The 12,129-nt window shown below is 70.5% G+C and carries 13 protein-coding genes, 1 tRNA gene and 1 pseudogene; 6 read left to right on the forward strand and 9 right to left on the reverse strand.

Annotated features, from left to right (window positions below; translation table 11 throughout):
• Positions 1 to 95 precede the first annotated feature (95 nt).
• Positions 96 to 185: transfer RNA gene (locus ACN27F_RS16030), tRNA-Ser, on the reverse strand.
• A gap of 76 nt (positions 186 to 261) precedes the next feature.
• Between ACN27F_RS16030 and deoD the strand changes: the two genes are divergently transcribed.
• Positions 262 to 969, forward strand: coding sequence for a purine-nucleoside phosphorylase (gene deoD, locus ACN27F_RS16035; protein WP_421434330.1), 708 nt, complete (start codon positions 262 to 264; stop codon positions 967 to 969).
• A 59-nt stretch (positions 970 to 1,028) separates the two neighbouring features.
• Here deoD and ACN27F_RS16040 read toward each other — a convergent pair whose 3' ends face one another.
• The 4 genes from ACN27F_RS16040 to ACN27F_RS16055 all read right to left on the reverse strand — a co-directional run bounded on the left by ACN27F_RS16040 (position 1,029) and on the right by ACN27F_RS16055 (position 3,100).
• A complete protein-coding gene (locus ACN27F_RS16040) occupies positions 1,029 to 1,445 on the reverse strand; it encodes a nucleoside deaminase (RefSeq protein WP_421440246.1) in 417 nt (138 codons plus the stop codon).
• A 77-nt stretch (positions 1,446 to 1,522) separates the two neighbouring features.
• Positions 1,523 to 2,173: a tRNA adenosine deaminase-associated protein gene (locus ACN27F_RS16045; RefSeq protein WP_421434331.1), complete on the reverse strand. Its 651-nt coding sequence runs from the start codon at positions 2,171 to 2,173 to the stop codon at positions 1,523 to 1,525.
• Positions 2,174 to 2,370: 197 nt separating this feature from the next.
• A complete protein-coding gene (locus ACN27F_RS16050; RefSeq protein ID WP_421434332.1) occupies positions 2,371 to 2,535 on the reverse strand; it encodes a hypothetical protein in 165 nt (54 codons plus the stop codon).
• A gap of 115 nt (positions 2,536 to 2,650) precedes the next feature.
• Positions 2,651 to 3,100, reverse strand: a complete 450-nt coding sequence (locus ACN27F_RS16055) for a hypothetical protein (protein ID WP_421434333.1) — start codon at positions 3,098 to 3,100, stop codon at positions 2,651 to 2,653.
• A gap of 112 nt (positions 3,101 to 3,212) precedes the next feature.
• Between ACN27F_RS16055 and ACN27F_RS16060 the strand changes: the two genes are divergently transcribed.
• A complete protein-coding gene (locus tag ACN27F_RS16060; RefSeq protein WP_421434334.1) occupies positions 3,213 to 4,220 on the forward strand; it encodes a prephenate dehydrogenase in 1,008 nt (335 codons plus the stop codon).
• A gap of 19 nt (positions 4,221 to 4,239) precedes the next feature.
• On the opposite strand, the gene mtnA is transcribed toward ACN27F_RS16060, so the two are convergent.
• On the reverse strand, positions 4,240 to 5,229 hold the full coding sequence (mtnA, locus tag ACN27F_RS16065; protein WP_421434335.1) for an S-methyl-5-thioribose-1-phosphate isomerase: 990 nt from the start codon (positions 5,227 to 5,229) through the stop codon (positions 4,240 to 4,242).
• 82 nt (positions 5,230 to 5,311) lie between these two features.
• Between mtnA and ACN27F_RS16070 the strand changes: the two genes are divergently transcribed.
• Positions 5,312 to 6,391: a PHP domain-containing protein gene (locus ACN27F_RS16070; protein WP_421440248.1), complete on the forward strand. Its 1,080-nt coding sequence runs from the start codon at positions 5,312 to 5,314 to the stop codon at positions 6,389 to 6,391.
• 96 nt (positions 6,392 to 6,487) lie between these two features.
• On the opposite strand, the pseudogene ACN27F_RS16075 reads toward ACN27F_RS16070, so the two are convergent.
• A pseudogene (locus ACN27F_RS16075) lies at positions 6,488 to 7,381 on the reverse strand (DMT family transporter); the annotation flags it as partial.
• 86 nt (positions 7,382 to 7,467) lie between these two features.
• Between ACN27F_RS16075 and ACN27F_RS16080 the strand changes: the two are divergent.
• Together ACN27F_RS16080 and ACN27F_RS16085 are read left to right on the forward strand one after the other, a co-directional pair.
• Complete coding sequence (locus ACN27F_RS16080) at positions 7,468 to 9,135, forward strand: DUF885 domain-containing protein (protein WP_421434336.1); 1,668 nt, start codon at positions 7,468 to 7,470, stop codon at positions 9,133 to 9,135.
• 103 nt (positions 9,136 to 9,238) lie between these two features.
• Positions 9,239 to 10,132, forward strand: coding sequence for an IS982 family transposase (locus ACN27F_RS16085; RefSeq protein WP_421432554.1), 894 nt, complete (start codon positions 9,239 to 9,241; stop codon positions 10,130 to 10,132).
• A gap of 21 nt (positions 10,133 to 10,153) precedes the next feature.
• Here the strand turns inward: ACN27F_RS16085 and ACN27F_RS16090 are convergent, their stop codons facing one another.
• Both ACN27F_RS16090 and ACN27F_RS16095 read right to left on the reverse strand, forming a co-directional pair.
• Positions 10,154 to 10,900 carry an ATP-binding protein gene (locus ACN27F_RS16090; RefSeq protein ID WP_421434337.1) on the reverse strand — a complete coding sequence of 249 codons (747 nt, stop codon included), beginning with the start codon at positions 10,898 to 10,900 and terminating at the stop codon, positions 10,154 to 10,156.
• Positions 10,897 to 11,265: an STAS domain-containing protein gene (locus ACN27F_RS16095; protein ID WP_421434338.1), complete on the reverse strand. Its 369-nt coding sequence runs from the start codon at positions 11,263 to 11,265 to the stop codon at positions 10,897 to 10,899. The genes ACN27F_RS16090 and ACN27F_RS16095 overlap by 4 nt, the downstream gene beginning before the upstream one ends.
• A 256-nt stretch (positions 11,266 to 11,521) precedes the next feature.
• On the opposite strand from ACN27F_RS16095, the gene ACN27F_RS16100 reads away from it, so the two are divergent.
• Positions 11,522 to 11,962, forward strand: coding sequence for a DoxX family protein (locus ACN27F_RS16100; protein WP_421434339.1), 441 nt, complete (start codon positions 11,522 to 11,524; stop codon positions 11,960 to 11,962).
• The last annotated feature ends 167 nt before the right edge of the window (positions 11,963 to 12,129 follow it).

Raw genomic sequence — 12,129 nt, forward strand, 5'->3', positions numbered from 1 at the left:
CCTGGCAGGCCGGTGGATCTACGACGTCATGAGCCGCCCGACAGCCGAACGCCCGGCCGGTCCTCGCGGACCAGTCGGGCGTTTCGCCTGCTCAGTGGCGGTGGCGGCGGGATTTGAACCCGCGGAGGGCGTGAACCCTCACACGCTTTCGAGGCGTGCTCCTTAGGCCACTCGGACACACCACCGCCGAATAGGGTACCTGACCAACCGGACCGACGTCGCGCCGGCATCCGCCGCTGTCGACCTGGCAGGATCATCGCCATGAGCACGCACATCGGAGCCAAGCCCGGCGACGTCGCCGAACGGGTCCTCATGCCGGGCGACCCGCTACGCGCCAAGTGGATCGCCGAGAACTTCCTGGATGACGCCACCTGCTACTCGACCGTACGCGGCATGCTCGGGTTCACCGGGTGGTACGGCGGCACGACGGTGTCCGTGCAGGGGTCGGGCATGGGCATGCCGTCGGCTTCGATCTACGCCCACGAGCTGATCAACGAGTACGGGGTGAAAACACTGATCCGGGTCGGCTCCTGCGGTGCGCTCAGCGAGGACCTCGGCTTGCGGGACGTCATCGCCGCCAACGGCTCGTCGACCGATTCGAACATGAACCGGGTCCGCTTCGCCGGCCTGGTCGACTACGCTCCGGTGGCCGACTTCGGGTTGTTGCGCACCGCTGTCGACACGGCGCAGCGCCACGGCATCGACATGCGGGTAGGGCCGGTGCTGGCCGCGGACGCCTTCTACACCGACCGGCCCGATCTGTTCGACACGCTCGCCGACTACGGAGTGCTGGCGGTCGAGATGGAGTCGGCGGCGCTCTACACGATCGCCGCCCGGTTCCGGGCCCGGGCCCTGACGATCCTGACGGTCAGTGACCACATCCGTACCGGCGAGAAGATGAGCGCCGACGACCGTGAGCAGACCTTCAGCGAGATGATCCGCATCGCGCTGGACACCGTCACCGCCTGAGCCGCGCAGAGGGCACCCGACCTGCGTCGGTAACGTCAGGTGAGCTATCCGGGCTCGGCTCAGCGAAAGAACGTGCGGAGCAGATCCGCGCTCTCCTGAGCGAGTACGCCGCCGTACACCGCCGGGCGGTGGTTGATCCGCCGGTCACGCACCACATCCCACAGTGAGCCCACCGCGCCGGTCTTCGGCTCCCATGCGCCGAACACCAGCGTGGAGATCCGGGCCAGCACCAGCGCGCCAGCGCACATCGTGCACGGCTCCAAGGTCACCACCAGGGTACAGCCGTCGAGCCGCCACCGGCCGAGCGCAGCCGCCGCCGAGCGTAGGGCAAGGATCTCGGCATGTGCCGTCGGATCGCCGGTGAGCTCCCGCTCGTTGCGGGCCGCCGACAGTTCCTCGCCGTCCGGCCCGTACACCACCGCGCCCACCGGCACGTCGACGGACTCCGCCCGGGCGACCGCCAGCGCCCGCCGCATCCAGGTCTCGTGCTGCGGGTGGCGGTGCCGCCGCCGGGCCGCCGGCACCCCACCGGGCGTCCCGTCTGCCTGCCCGGTCACGCCTCGCGCAGTTCCTCGACCTCGTCTCCGCAGCCGATGGTTTGACACACCTCGGCCGTCACGTCAGCCGGCAGCATGCCGTCGCGGGCGCAGAGCGACAGTAGCCGGCGGGCCGGGACGCCGAGGTCGGCGAGCAGATCCGCGTCGCCGATCGGCTCGGCGTCCGGATCCGCGACGGGTTCCTCGTCGTCCTCGGCCGCCTCCTCGTCGGCCAAAACGTCGATGTCGTCCAGGTCGTCCAGCGGGTCGCCGGCGTACCCGCCGCCACTCGCGGCCGACGCCGGAGCGGTCGCGCTGCCCGTCCGGGTCGCCGATCCGCCGCCGGCGGCGGCACCGATCACCACCGGCTCCAGTTCGACCTCGACGGCAGGTGTCTGGATGTCGCCGATCAGCAACGCTCCGAGTCGCGACTCTTCGCCGAATGCGGCGTCCGAGCTGAACACCCGCGGATCCTCGCCGTCGTCGAGCCGGAGGATGACCAGGTAGCTGTCGTCCGCCTCGACGAACAGCAGTGACACTTCGGCGTCCGGATCGACCTCGCGCAGCCGGTCGGTCACTTCGTCGATGTCAGCGACGCCACCGAGATCGAGTTCAGCGCCGGACCAACCGGCCGGGCCGCGTACGGCCGCAGCAGCGAAATATGGCACGGTCCCCCCAATGGTCCTGCGGTGCCCCGGCGGCCTCCGCCACCGGTAACCGCCGATTTCGTCGTCAGGGTGACGGTATCGGGTCAGGTAGGTCGTTGACCCCGCAACGCCCCGAACGGGATAGGGTCGATGGTGCCGGTGGCTCGGCATGCCGCCGTCACCTGCGGCTGTCGGGCGTAGCCGCGAGGTCGCTCAGCTCAGCTGACGAGTCGCCGGGTTGCGATCAATTCGCGCAGCCGCTGACCGCGGACCTTTCGGGGACGCTCCCGCTCCCGGGCGATCCTGGCGCCGGCGAGCTCGGCGAGGATCTGCAATCGGCGCCGATTCCGCTCAGGATCGAGCCGATGCACACTGTTGGCCATGCCGCCGAGAGTGCCGACCGCCGCCCGGTTTCGTCAAGCCCTGGACGACAACCGCTGGGAGCGGTACCACGGCCCCAGGCTGGCAGCACCCGGACGGCATCCTGGTCGACCCGGGTCACCACAGCGGCCAGGAACCGGTGACCGCCCAGTGAGTGGCGATCGCCACAGCCGCGATACTCCATCCGGCCGACATCGCCAGTGCCACCCCGGTGGCGACGCCACGATCCCCGAGCCAGGTCAGGACGATCGCCAACGCCCAGGCGACCACGCCCGCGGCCAGGGTCGCGAACGCGTAGCCGCGTAGGTCCTGCCCGAGCAGCCCGGTCAGCAGCAGCCACAGTGCGGTGGCCAGCGAACCGACGGCGATCGCCCCCGGGCGCACCGGGTGCGGTTCCCGATAGGTGGGGCGGGGTGGGATCGCCGGCGCCGGCACAGGCGCGCCGGGAAACAGCCCGGATGCGTACTGCGGTGGAGTCCGCGGCGGCGTCCAGCCCGCTGATGCCGCTGGCCACGGTTGCTGGCCGGTGGGAGCTGGCGGCGGCCAGTTGATCGGGTGATCCGGCATCCGGTGCTCCTTCCCCGTGCCCTGGCCCCCGTACACCTGGCTCTCGCCTGTCAGGGTACCGGCGTCAAGGCTGCCCGATCGCCCCGTACCCCCGGTGTGGCAGAGTCACCGCGTGGACGTGGCGGTAATCGGGCTCGGGCTGATCGGTGGTTCCGCGCTGCGCGCGTTCGCGGCGGCGGGTCACCGGGTGTTCGGCTACGATGCCGATCCGGCGACCCGGGCGACCGCGCGCACCGCTGCCGCGCAGGCGCCGGGCACCGCGCGCTGGCAGGTGGTTTCGACCGTACGCGACGCGATCGACAGCGCGGATCTGGTGGTCGTGGCGGTGCCACTGCCCGCACTGGGCCGGGTGCTGGCGCAGTTGGCCGCAGCGGGCTACAGCGGGCTGGTCACCGATGTGACATCGGTCAAGGGGCCGGTACGCGACCTGGTCGAGCGACACCTGCACCGTCAGCACGACCGGCTGGCCGGCTTCGTCGGTGGTCATCCGATGTCCGGCCGCGAGCGGTCCGGATTCACCGCCGCCGACCCGGGACTGTTCGCCGACTGCGCCTGGGTGCTCTGCCTGGAACCGCAGGTCACTCCGGTCGGCGATTGGCTGACCGTGGCCGCCGTCGTGACCGGGCTGGGTGCCCGGGTGGTGCCGACGACCGCCGTCGAGCACGATCGGGCGGTGGCGACGATCAGCCATGTACCGCATCTGCTGGCGACCGCGCTGGCCGCCACCGCCGCCACCGACCGGCTGGCCTGGTCACTGGCGGCGGGCTCGTTCCGTGACGGCACCCGGGTGGCGGCGAGTCCGCCCGGACTGGTGGCCGCGATGTGCGGTGGCAACGCCGACGCGGTCCGTACGGCGTTGGACGAGGTGCTGGCTGCGCTGGCCGACGCCAGGGACGCGCTCGACACCGACGAGCCGATCGCCGCGCTGGTGCCGTGGCTGGCCCGGGGTAGCACGGCCCGCGCGGTCTGGCCGCCACTGGCCGGCACGGCGCTGGAGCTGCCGGCGCGGCCCGATGCGCTGCTGCGGTTGGGCCGGGTCGGCGGCTGGGTCACGGCGGTCGCCGACGACCGACGTACGGTGACCGCGGTTCGGCCGGTGACCGTCGACCCGCCGAGCTGACCACATCCGGCTCCGCCTGTCAGAGCCGTTCGCCGCGATCGAGACGGACCACCCGACGGTCGGTGACGATAGCGGTGACCAGGTCGGCGGGGGTCACGTCGAAGGCCGGATTGATTGCGGCGGCGTCGGCAGGGGTGGTCAAGGTGCCGGCGAACGCGACGATCTCGGCCGACCCGCGATCCTCGATGTCGACGTCCGCTCCGGTGGCGGTCTTGCCGTCCACGGTCGTTTCCGGCGCGACGACGATGAACGGCAGTCCGGCCCGCCGCGCGCCGAGGGCGTGGGCGTACGTACCGATCTTGTTTATCGTGTCGCCGTTGGCGCAGATCCGGTCGGCACCGACGATCACCGCGTCGACCATGCCACGGGCCATCAGGAACGGGCCCGCACCGTCGACCGCCACCTGGAACTCCACGCCCAGTCGAGCAAGCTCCCACGCGGTCAGTCGGGCTCCTTGCAGCAGCGGCCGGGTCTCGCTGGCGATCACGGCGCCCAGGCCACCACGGCGGTGCAACTCGGCGACGGCCGCCAGAGCGGTGCCGCCGACGACCGTGGCCAGTGCGCCGGTGTTGCAGTGGGTCAGCAGTCGGGGACGTGGCGGGCAGAGCTGGCTGAGCAGATCGGCCCCGTGCCGGGCCATCGCCGCTGATGCCGCGATTTCCTCCGTCATCAGCGCGGTGGCCTCGGCGAGCACGGCCGGCGGGCCGGCGGGGATCCGGGCGGCCGCCCGGTCCACGCCGCGGGCGAGGTTCACCGCGGTCGGGCGGGCGGTCCGCAGTCGTTCGACGGCTGCCGCAAGACCGTCCGGATCGTTCGCGTACTGGCGGACCGCAACTGCCACGCCGAGAGCACCGGCGACGCCGATCGCGGGTGCGCCGCGCACGGCCAGTGACTGGATCGCGGCGACCACCTCATCTACTGTAGACAGTCGCGACATCTTTGTATGGGTGGGCAGTGCGGTCTGGTCGATGATCTCGACCGCATCGCCGACCCAGTCGATGGTCCGCATGCGACGACAATATCGGCTGCGCTGCCACCCCCGACAGCCCTCGGCCGCGGCGGCGGGGCCTTATCGTGACGGTGTGTCAGACATCCGAGATCCGATCGCCGATCTACGGCGCATCGCGTTCCTGCTGGAACGCGCCAACGAGGCGACCTACCGGGTACGGGCGTTTCGCTCGGCGGCGGCGGCGCTGGGTGGCCTGACCGACGAGGAACTGACCGACCGGGCGACCGCGGGCACCCTCACCGAGTTGGCCGGCGTCGGTGCGGTGACCGCGCGCTGCGTGGCCGAGTCCCTGGCCGGTGCGGAGCCGGTGTACCTGCGCCGGTTGCTGGCCACCGAGGGGGCGGACCTGGACGACGCCGCGGCCGCGCTGCGGGCCGCGCTACGCGGCGACTGCCACACCCACTCCGACTGGTCCGACGGCGGCTCACCGATCGAGGAGATGGCGCTGGCGGCGGTGGAACTCGGCCACGAGTACCTGGCGCTGACCGATCACTCGCCCCGGCTCACGGTGGCACGCGGGCTGACCGCCGCCCGGCTGCGCCGCCAGCTCGACCACGTCGCCGCGCTGAACGCCGCGCTGCCGGAAGGGTTCCGTATCCTCACCGGCATCGAGGTGGACATCCTGCCCGACGGCTCGCTGGACCAGTCCGACGAGTTGCTCGACCGGTTGGACGTGGTGGTCGGCTCGGTGCACGCCAACCTGCGCGACGACCGGGCACGGATGACCAGACGGATGCTGGCCGCCGTGACCAACCCACGGCTGGACATCCTCGGTCACTGCACCGGTCGGATGGTCACCTCCCGCCCGCCGGGCGTGACCGGTCCTGGCGACCGCGGCCACCGGGCCCGCTCGCGCCCGCCGAGCGATTTCGACGCACAGGCGGTGTTCGCCGCCTGTGCGCAGCACGGCAAGGCGGTGGAGATCAACTCGCGACCGGAGCGACAGGACCCGCCGAAGCGGCTGATCAGGCTAGCGGTCGAGGCGGGATGCCGGTTCGCCGTCAACACCGACGCACACGCTCCCGGTCAGCTGGACTGGCAGCGCTTCGGCTGTGCCCGAGCCGTGCTCTGCGGCGTCACCGCACAACACGTGGTCAACGCCTGGCCGGCGGCACGGCTGCTCGACTGGACCGCCGCGCACCGGTCCGGCCGGGCCGGATAGTCCGGGTCGGCGCGGCCGCCGTCCGCCGGTCTGCGCGATCGCCACCCCGGCCAGCACGATCAACGCGCCGACCGGCTGGTACCAGTCCAGACGCTCGCCGAGCACCAGCACGCCGACCGCGACCGCGACGACCGGAACGACATAGGTGACGGCCGCCGCGGTGCTGGCACCGGCCACCCTGATGTTGCGCATGTGGATCACGAAGGCCAGCCCGGTGCCGATCGCGCCGAGGACCAGCACGCCCGCGATCACCCGCGGAGACAGGCTCGACGGCGCGGGCGGCGGGCCCGCGATCAGCGGGGCGACGACCACGAGCTGGCCGGTGGCCAGGATCAGTTGCATCGCGGCGAGCACCAGGCCGCTCTCGGACCGGCCGGTGACGAACCGCTTCTGGTACGGGATGGCGGCGCCGTAGCAGACCGCCGCCACCAGGCAGAACAACTGACCGGTCAGCGCGGCACCGCCGATCCCCTGCCACGCGCCGAGCACGACCAGCACACCGGCGAAGCCCAGTGCGGTCCCGCCGAACCGACGTACGGTCATCCGCTCGGTACGGAACACCAGCACCGCCAGCGGCAGCGCGATCAACGGCGTGGTCGCGTTCCAGATGCCGGCCAGCAGCGACGGGATACGCTGTTCGCCGTAGCCGAGCAGGGTGAACGGCAGCGCCACCCCGACCGCGCCGACAACCGTCATGTGCAGCCAGAGCCGAGGATCCGCCGGCAGCCGGTCGCCCATTAGTGGCAGCGCGATCAGCAGGGTGAGCGCGCCGGCGCCGACGCGGCCGAGGGTCACGTAGATCGGGTGCAGCTCGGAGATGCTGATCTTGATGAGCAGGAAACTGGCGCCCCAGATCACCGCGAGCAGCAGGAAACCCGGCAGCCAGCTGGCGAGGCCGGCCTCGCCGGTGGACCTGGTCGGGCCGGCCTCGCCGGTGGAGCTGGTTGGGCCGGCTGGGTCGGATCGGCCGGTGCCGTTCGGGGTACGCACTCTGACACCCTGCCTTCCGGGTCCGACAGGCCTGGTCGGCCTTCGGGTACGACAACCTGATCGAACCGACGCGTAGGGTCGTCAGCATGGGACGTGTTGACGACATCAGCAACCGCTTTGTCGAGCAGTGGGCGGTGCTCAATCCGGTCGGCGCAACGTATGCCGGCATCGTCGGACACGACGACCAGCTCGATGATCTGTCGCCGGAGGGTCATGCCGGACGTGCGGAACTGACCCGGCGGACACTGCGGGAGCTGGATGTCACGGAACCGCAGTCGGAGCCGGAGCGGGTGGCCCGCGACGCCATGGCGGAGCGGCTGGGCCTGGAGTTGGCCCGCTATGACGCGGGCGTGGAGACCAGCGAACTGAGCGTCATCACCAGCGGCCTGCACTACCTGCGCCAGGTGTTCGACCTAATGCCGACCGAGGGCATCAAGGCGGTGACGAACATCGCCGCCCGGATGGACGGCTACCCGAAGGCGTTGGAGCAGGTCCGGACGACCTTGCTGACCTCGGCCAGGGCCGGACACGTCGCGCCCCGGGCACAGATGCTCAAGGTCGCCGACCAGTGCGACGTCTGGACCGACCCCGCCGGGGACAACTTCTTCCACGCGCTGGCGGACCGGCTGACCGCGCCCGATTCGCTGGTCGCCGACCTGCGTCGGGCCGCCGCCGCGGCCACTGCCGCGACCGTCGCCTTCGGCACGTTCCTGCGCACCGAGCTGGCACCGCTCGGTCGGGACACCGAGGCCGCCGGCCACGACCGCTACGAACTCGCGTCCCAGTACTTTCTCGGCGCCCGGGTCGACCTGACGGAGACGTACGCCTGGGGGTTCTTCGAGCTGGACCGCATCGAGCAGGAGATGCGCCGGGTGGCGGCACAGATCGTCGGGCACGGGGCCCGGATCGACGATGCGGTGCAGGCGCTGGACGCGGACCCGGCCCGGACCATCGTCGGCAAGCAGGCATTCCGCAGCTGGATGCAGACGCTCGCCGACAAGGCGATCAGCGAGCTGCACGGCACCCACTTCGACATTCCGGAACAGATCCGGCGCATCGAGTGCTGCCTGGCACCGACCAGTGACGGTGGCATCTACTACACCGGCCCGAGCGAGGACTTCTCCCGGCCAGGCCGGATGTGGTGGGCGGTCCCGGCGGGGCTGACCGAGTTCTCGACCTGGAAGGAGGTCACCACCGTCTACCACGAGGGGGTCCCCGGTCACCACCTGCAGACCGGCCAGACCCAGGTCCGCAGTGATCTGCTGAACCGCTGGCAGCGCCTGCTCTGCTGGTGTTCCGGGCACGGTGAAGGCTGGGCGCTGTACGCGGAACGGCTGATGGATGAGTTGGGGTTCCTGGCCGATCCGGGGGACCGGCTCGGGATGCTCGACGGGCAGGCGCTACGCGCCGCCCGGGTGATCGTCGACATCGGAATGCATCTGGAGCTGGTCATTCCGCCGAACTCGTTCAACTTCCACCCGGGCGAGCGGTGGACTCCCGCACTCGGCTGGGAGTTCCTGCGGGCACACTGCCGGGTGCCGGACGAGATCCTGCGGTTCGAACTGGACCGCTATCTCGGTTGGCCGGGACAGGCTCCGTCGTACAAGATCGGCGAACGCATCTGGCTACAGGCCCGGGCGGACACCCAGGCCCGCAAGGGTGCCGCGTTCGACCTCAAGGAGTTCCACCGTGCCGCGCTCGATCTCGGCGTACTCGGCCTCGATCCGCTGCGGGCCGCGTTGGGGCGGTTGTAGGGCTGCCCGGCACAGGGCCGCGGCCTGCCCGACGCCTAGACGAGTAGTTCCGATGTCAGGGGTCGATGTCCGGGCGTGAAGAGAGGGTGTCCAAGATCGTGTTGTGACGCAAGACCTGGACACCCTCCTGACCGCACTGTACGTCAAGATCGACGACACCATCCGCACGCCCCGGTGGCGCGGCAGACCACCGCTGCTGACCGACTCGGAGCTGGTGTGCCTGGCCGTGGCGCAGGTCCTGCTCGGCGCCCGCTCGGAAGCCCACTGGATCCGCTACGCCCGCATCCACCTACGCCCCTGGTTTCCCTACCTGCCACAACGACCCGGCTACAACAAACGGCTCCGCGCCGCGCTACCACTGATCAAGAAGACGATCCGGGCCCTGGCCCGCGACAGTGACTTCTGGTTCGACAACCACTGGATCGTCGACTCTACCCCGGTGCCGTGCGGCATGTCCCGCCCCACCGTGCAACGCTCGGACCTGGCCGGCTGGGCCGGATACGGCTACTGCGCCTCCCACTCCCGGTTCTTCTGGGGACTGCGCCTGTACCTGGTCTGCACCCCGACCGGGATGCCGATCCTGTGGGCTTTGGCCAACCCGAAGCTCGGCGAGCGGGAGGTCCTCACCGCGATGCTGGAGGTCGAGGCCGGTGTCGTCGCCGAACACGACGGCATCCTGCTGATCAGCGACAAGGGCTTCGCGTCCGGACCCTTCGAGCGGAACCTCGCCGACCAGGGCATCACCCTGCTACGCCCGTCCCGCAAGAAGGAGAAGACCCGCCACGGCGAACCGCTGCTCAAGAAGGTCCGCCAGCTGATCGAGTCGGTCAACGACACCCTCAAAGGCCAACTCGACCTTGAACAACACGGCGGCCGGACCTTCACCGGTGTCGCCGTACGCGTCGCTCAACGCCTCCTCGCGATGGCCGCCGCGATCTGGCACAACAACAAGACCGGCGCACCCGTCACCCGGTCACTGATCGCCTACGACCACTGACCGAACTTCGGAACTACTCGTCTAGTCGGGCAGCCGCAGCGCCGCCCACACCGCCTTGCCCTCGGCCAGGCCGGCGTATCCCCAGTCGCTGGCCAGTGCCTCGATGATGGCCAGTCCGCGGCCCCGCCGGGCAGCGGCGGCCGGCATGCTACGACTGACCGGCGTGGGTAGTCGCGGACTGCGGTCCCGCACGCTGATGCGGATCGCCCCGGCCTGGCGGGTGGCCGTGACATCCAGCTCGGTGCCGGCGTGCTCGACGGCGTTGCTGACCAGTTCGGAACCGATCACCTTGGCCTCGTCGGCCAACGCCGCCAGTTGCCACGACCGGCAGGCAGTGCCGATCAGGCGGCGGGCCTGGGCGGGCGACTGGGCGCGCGGCGGGAGATACTCGTGCCATCGGTACGGCGACCTCGGGCTTGCCTCCACCAGCTTGGTCGCGTCGAGGACGCTGTCCTGCACGCTCACCAGGTCCCTGATGCCGTCCCGGGCCAGCCGGCCGGCCGGGGTGTCGGGCCGGGCACACAGGTGTAGCGCGGGCCGGTGGCCGGTCCCGGCACCCGAGATGATGGCGAAGACCCGCAGCCCGATCGGACTGACCACAGTGACCTCGTCCAACTCGACCAGTAGTGCCAGGGGCTCCTCGACCAGGCAGCGCCGCAGTACCGGGGCGAGCCTGACCAGTTCGGTGTCGGTCAACGCACCGGCCAGGCGCATCTGAGTGATGCCGCTGGTGAAATCGCGGTGCACCAGCCAGGTGAACGTGGTCACTCCTCGGTCCCACGACTGCCGGAACCACCACCGTAGACGGTGCCCGTCCGGTCATCCGCCGAAATCCCCAGTAGCGACGCGATCCCGGTCACCCGCAGCACCCGGGCGACGATCGGCTGGGGGTTGCGTACGATCAGGATCTGGTTGCGGGCAGCCGCCGCGTGTTGGGCGTCGACCAGTTCCTTGATGGCGCTGGAGTCGATCAGCGACACCTCGGCCAGGTCGACGACGATCCAGTGGGTGTCGGGTGCCGTGATGTCGCTGACCGCCGCGCACAGTTCGCCGGTGGCGGTCATGTCCAGCTCCCCGGAAGCCTCGACCACACAGTGCCCGGCTTCGGGCGGTAACACCCGGATCTGGTGCATGCTGGTCTCCGTCTGGCGAGTCGCGTCTGCGTCCGGCGGGCGCTCGGGGCGCCACCGAGCTAGGGCTGCTCGAAAGGGCCAGCCTACGCGACGCGACGCGAGATACGACGGTGGGCCGGCGGCGACCCTTCGAATCAAGATCGCAACTCGGTTTTTACCTCACCACGAGCAACGAAACATTGACCATCTAACATATTTATCGATACGCTCCAGTCGCCGTGGGACCAGTATTCCAACTGATTGACGAGGAGTCGTCATGTCCCCTGCCCGACTGCCCGAGATCGTGACCACGCTGTTCCGGGTGGTACTCGGTCTGCTGTTCGCCCTGCATGGCGCTGCCGGGTTGTTCGGCCTCTTCGGCGGTCACCGCGGAACCGGCGAGGCTATCGTGATCGGCATCTGGCCTGGTTGGTGGGCCGCGCTGATCCAGTTCGCCGGTGGCGTGTTGGTGCTCGCCGGCCTCGGTACCCGCATCGCGGCGGTGCTCTGCTCCGGCTCGATGGCGTACGCGTACTTCGTCGTGCACCAGCCCGACGGGCTGTTGCCGATGAACAACGGTGGCGAACTGGCCGCCTTGTTCTGCTGGTCGTTCCTGTTGGTAGCCGCTGTCGGACCGGGACGCTACTCGGTGGACGCCATGCTCGGGCGGCGGCGCGATGCCGTCGAACTGACCCCCGAGCCGGCAGCCGCCAGGTAGCGCTCGCTCAGCAGGCAACGCGAACCCAACGAACCGGACACGCGGTCAGCAGACACGCACGCAGTCAGCAGACACGCACGCAGTCAGCAACCAAACCGCGGCCCGGCGGACCATGTCGTTGGTCCGCCGGGCCGCGGTTCCCGCCGGCGCCGGTTCAGCCCGACAGG

Source organism: Solwaraspora sp. WMMB335 (assembly GCF_049179075.1).
In the GTDB taxonomy this organism is placed as follows: Bacteria; Actinomycetota; Actinomycetes; order Mycobacteriales; family Micromonosporaceae; genus Micromonospora_E.

What these genes read in the sequence shown, in the direction of transcription:
- deoD (WP_421434330.1), top strand. Translation starts at nt 262, where the DNA reads ATGAGCACGCACATCGGAGCCAAGCCCGGCGACGTCGCCGAACGGGTC.
- ACN27F_RS16040 (WP_421440246.1), bottom strand. Translation starts at nt 1,445, where the DNA reads ATGCGGCGGGCGCTGGCGGTCGCCCGGGCGGAGTCCGTCGACGTGCCG.
- ACN27F_RS16050 (WP_421434332.1), bottom strand. Translation starts at nt 2,535, where the DNA reads ATGGCCAACAGTGTGCATCGGCTCGATCCTGAGCGGAATCGGCGCCGA.
- ACN27F_RS16055 (WP_421434333.1), bottom strand. Translation starts at nt 3,100, where the DNA reads ATGCCGGATCACCCGATCAACTGGCCGCCGCCAGCTCCCACCGGCCAG.
- mtnA (WP_421434335.1), bottom strand. Translation starts at nt 5,229, where the DNA reads ATGCGGACCATCGACTGGGTCGGCGATGCGGTCGAGATCATCGACCAG.
- ACN27F_RS16080 (WP_421434336.1), top strand. Translation starts at nt 7,468, where the DNA reads ATGGGACGTGTTGACGACATCAGCAACCGCTTTGTCGAGCAGTGGGCG.
- ACN27F_RS16095 (WP_421434338.1), bottom strand. Translation starts at nt 11,265, where the DNA reads ATGCACCAGATCCGGGTGTTACCGCCCGAAGCCGGGCACTGTGTGGTC.
- ACN27F_RS16100 (WP_421434339.1), top strand. Translation starts at nt 11,522, where the DNA reads ATGTCCCCTGCCCGACTGCCCGAGATCGTGACCACGCTGTTCCGGGTG.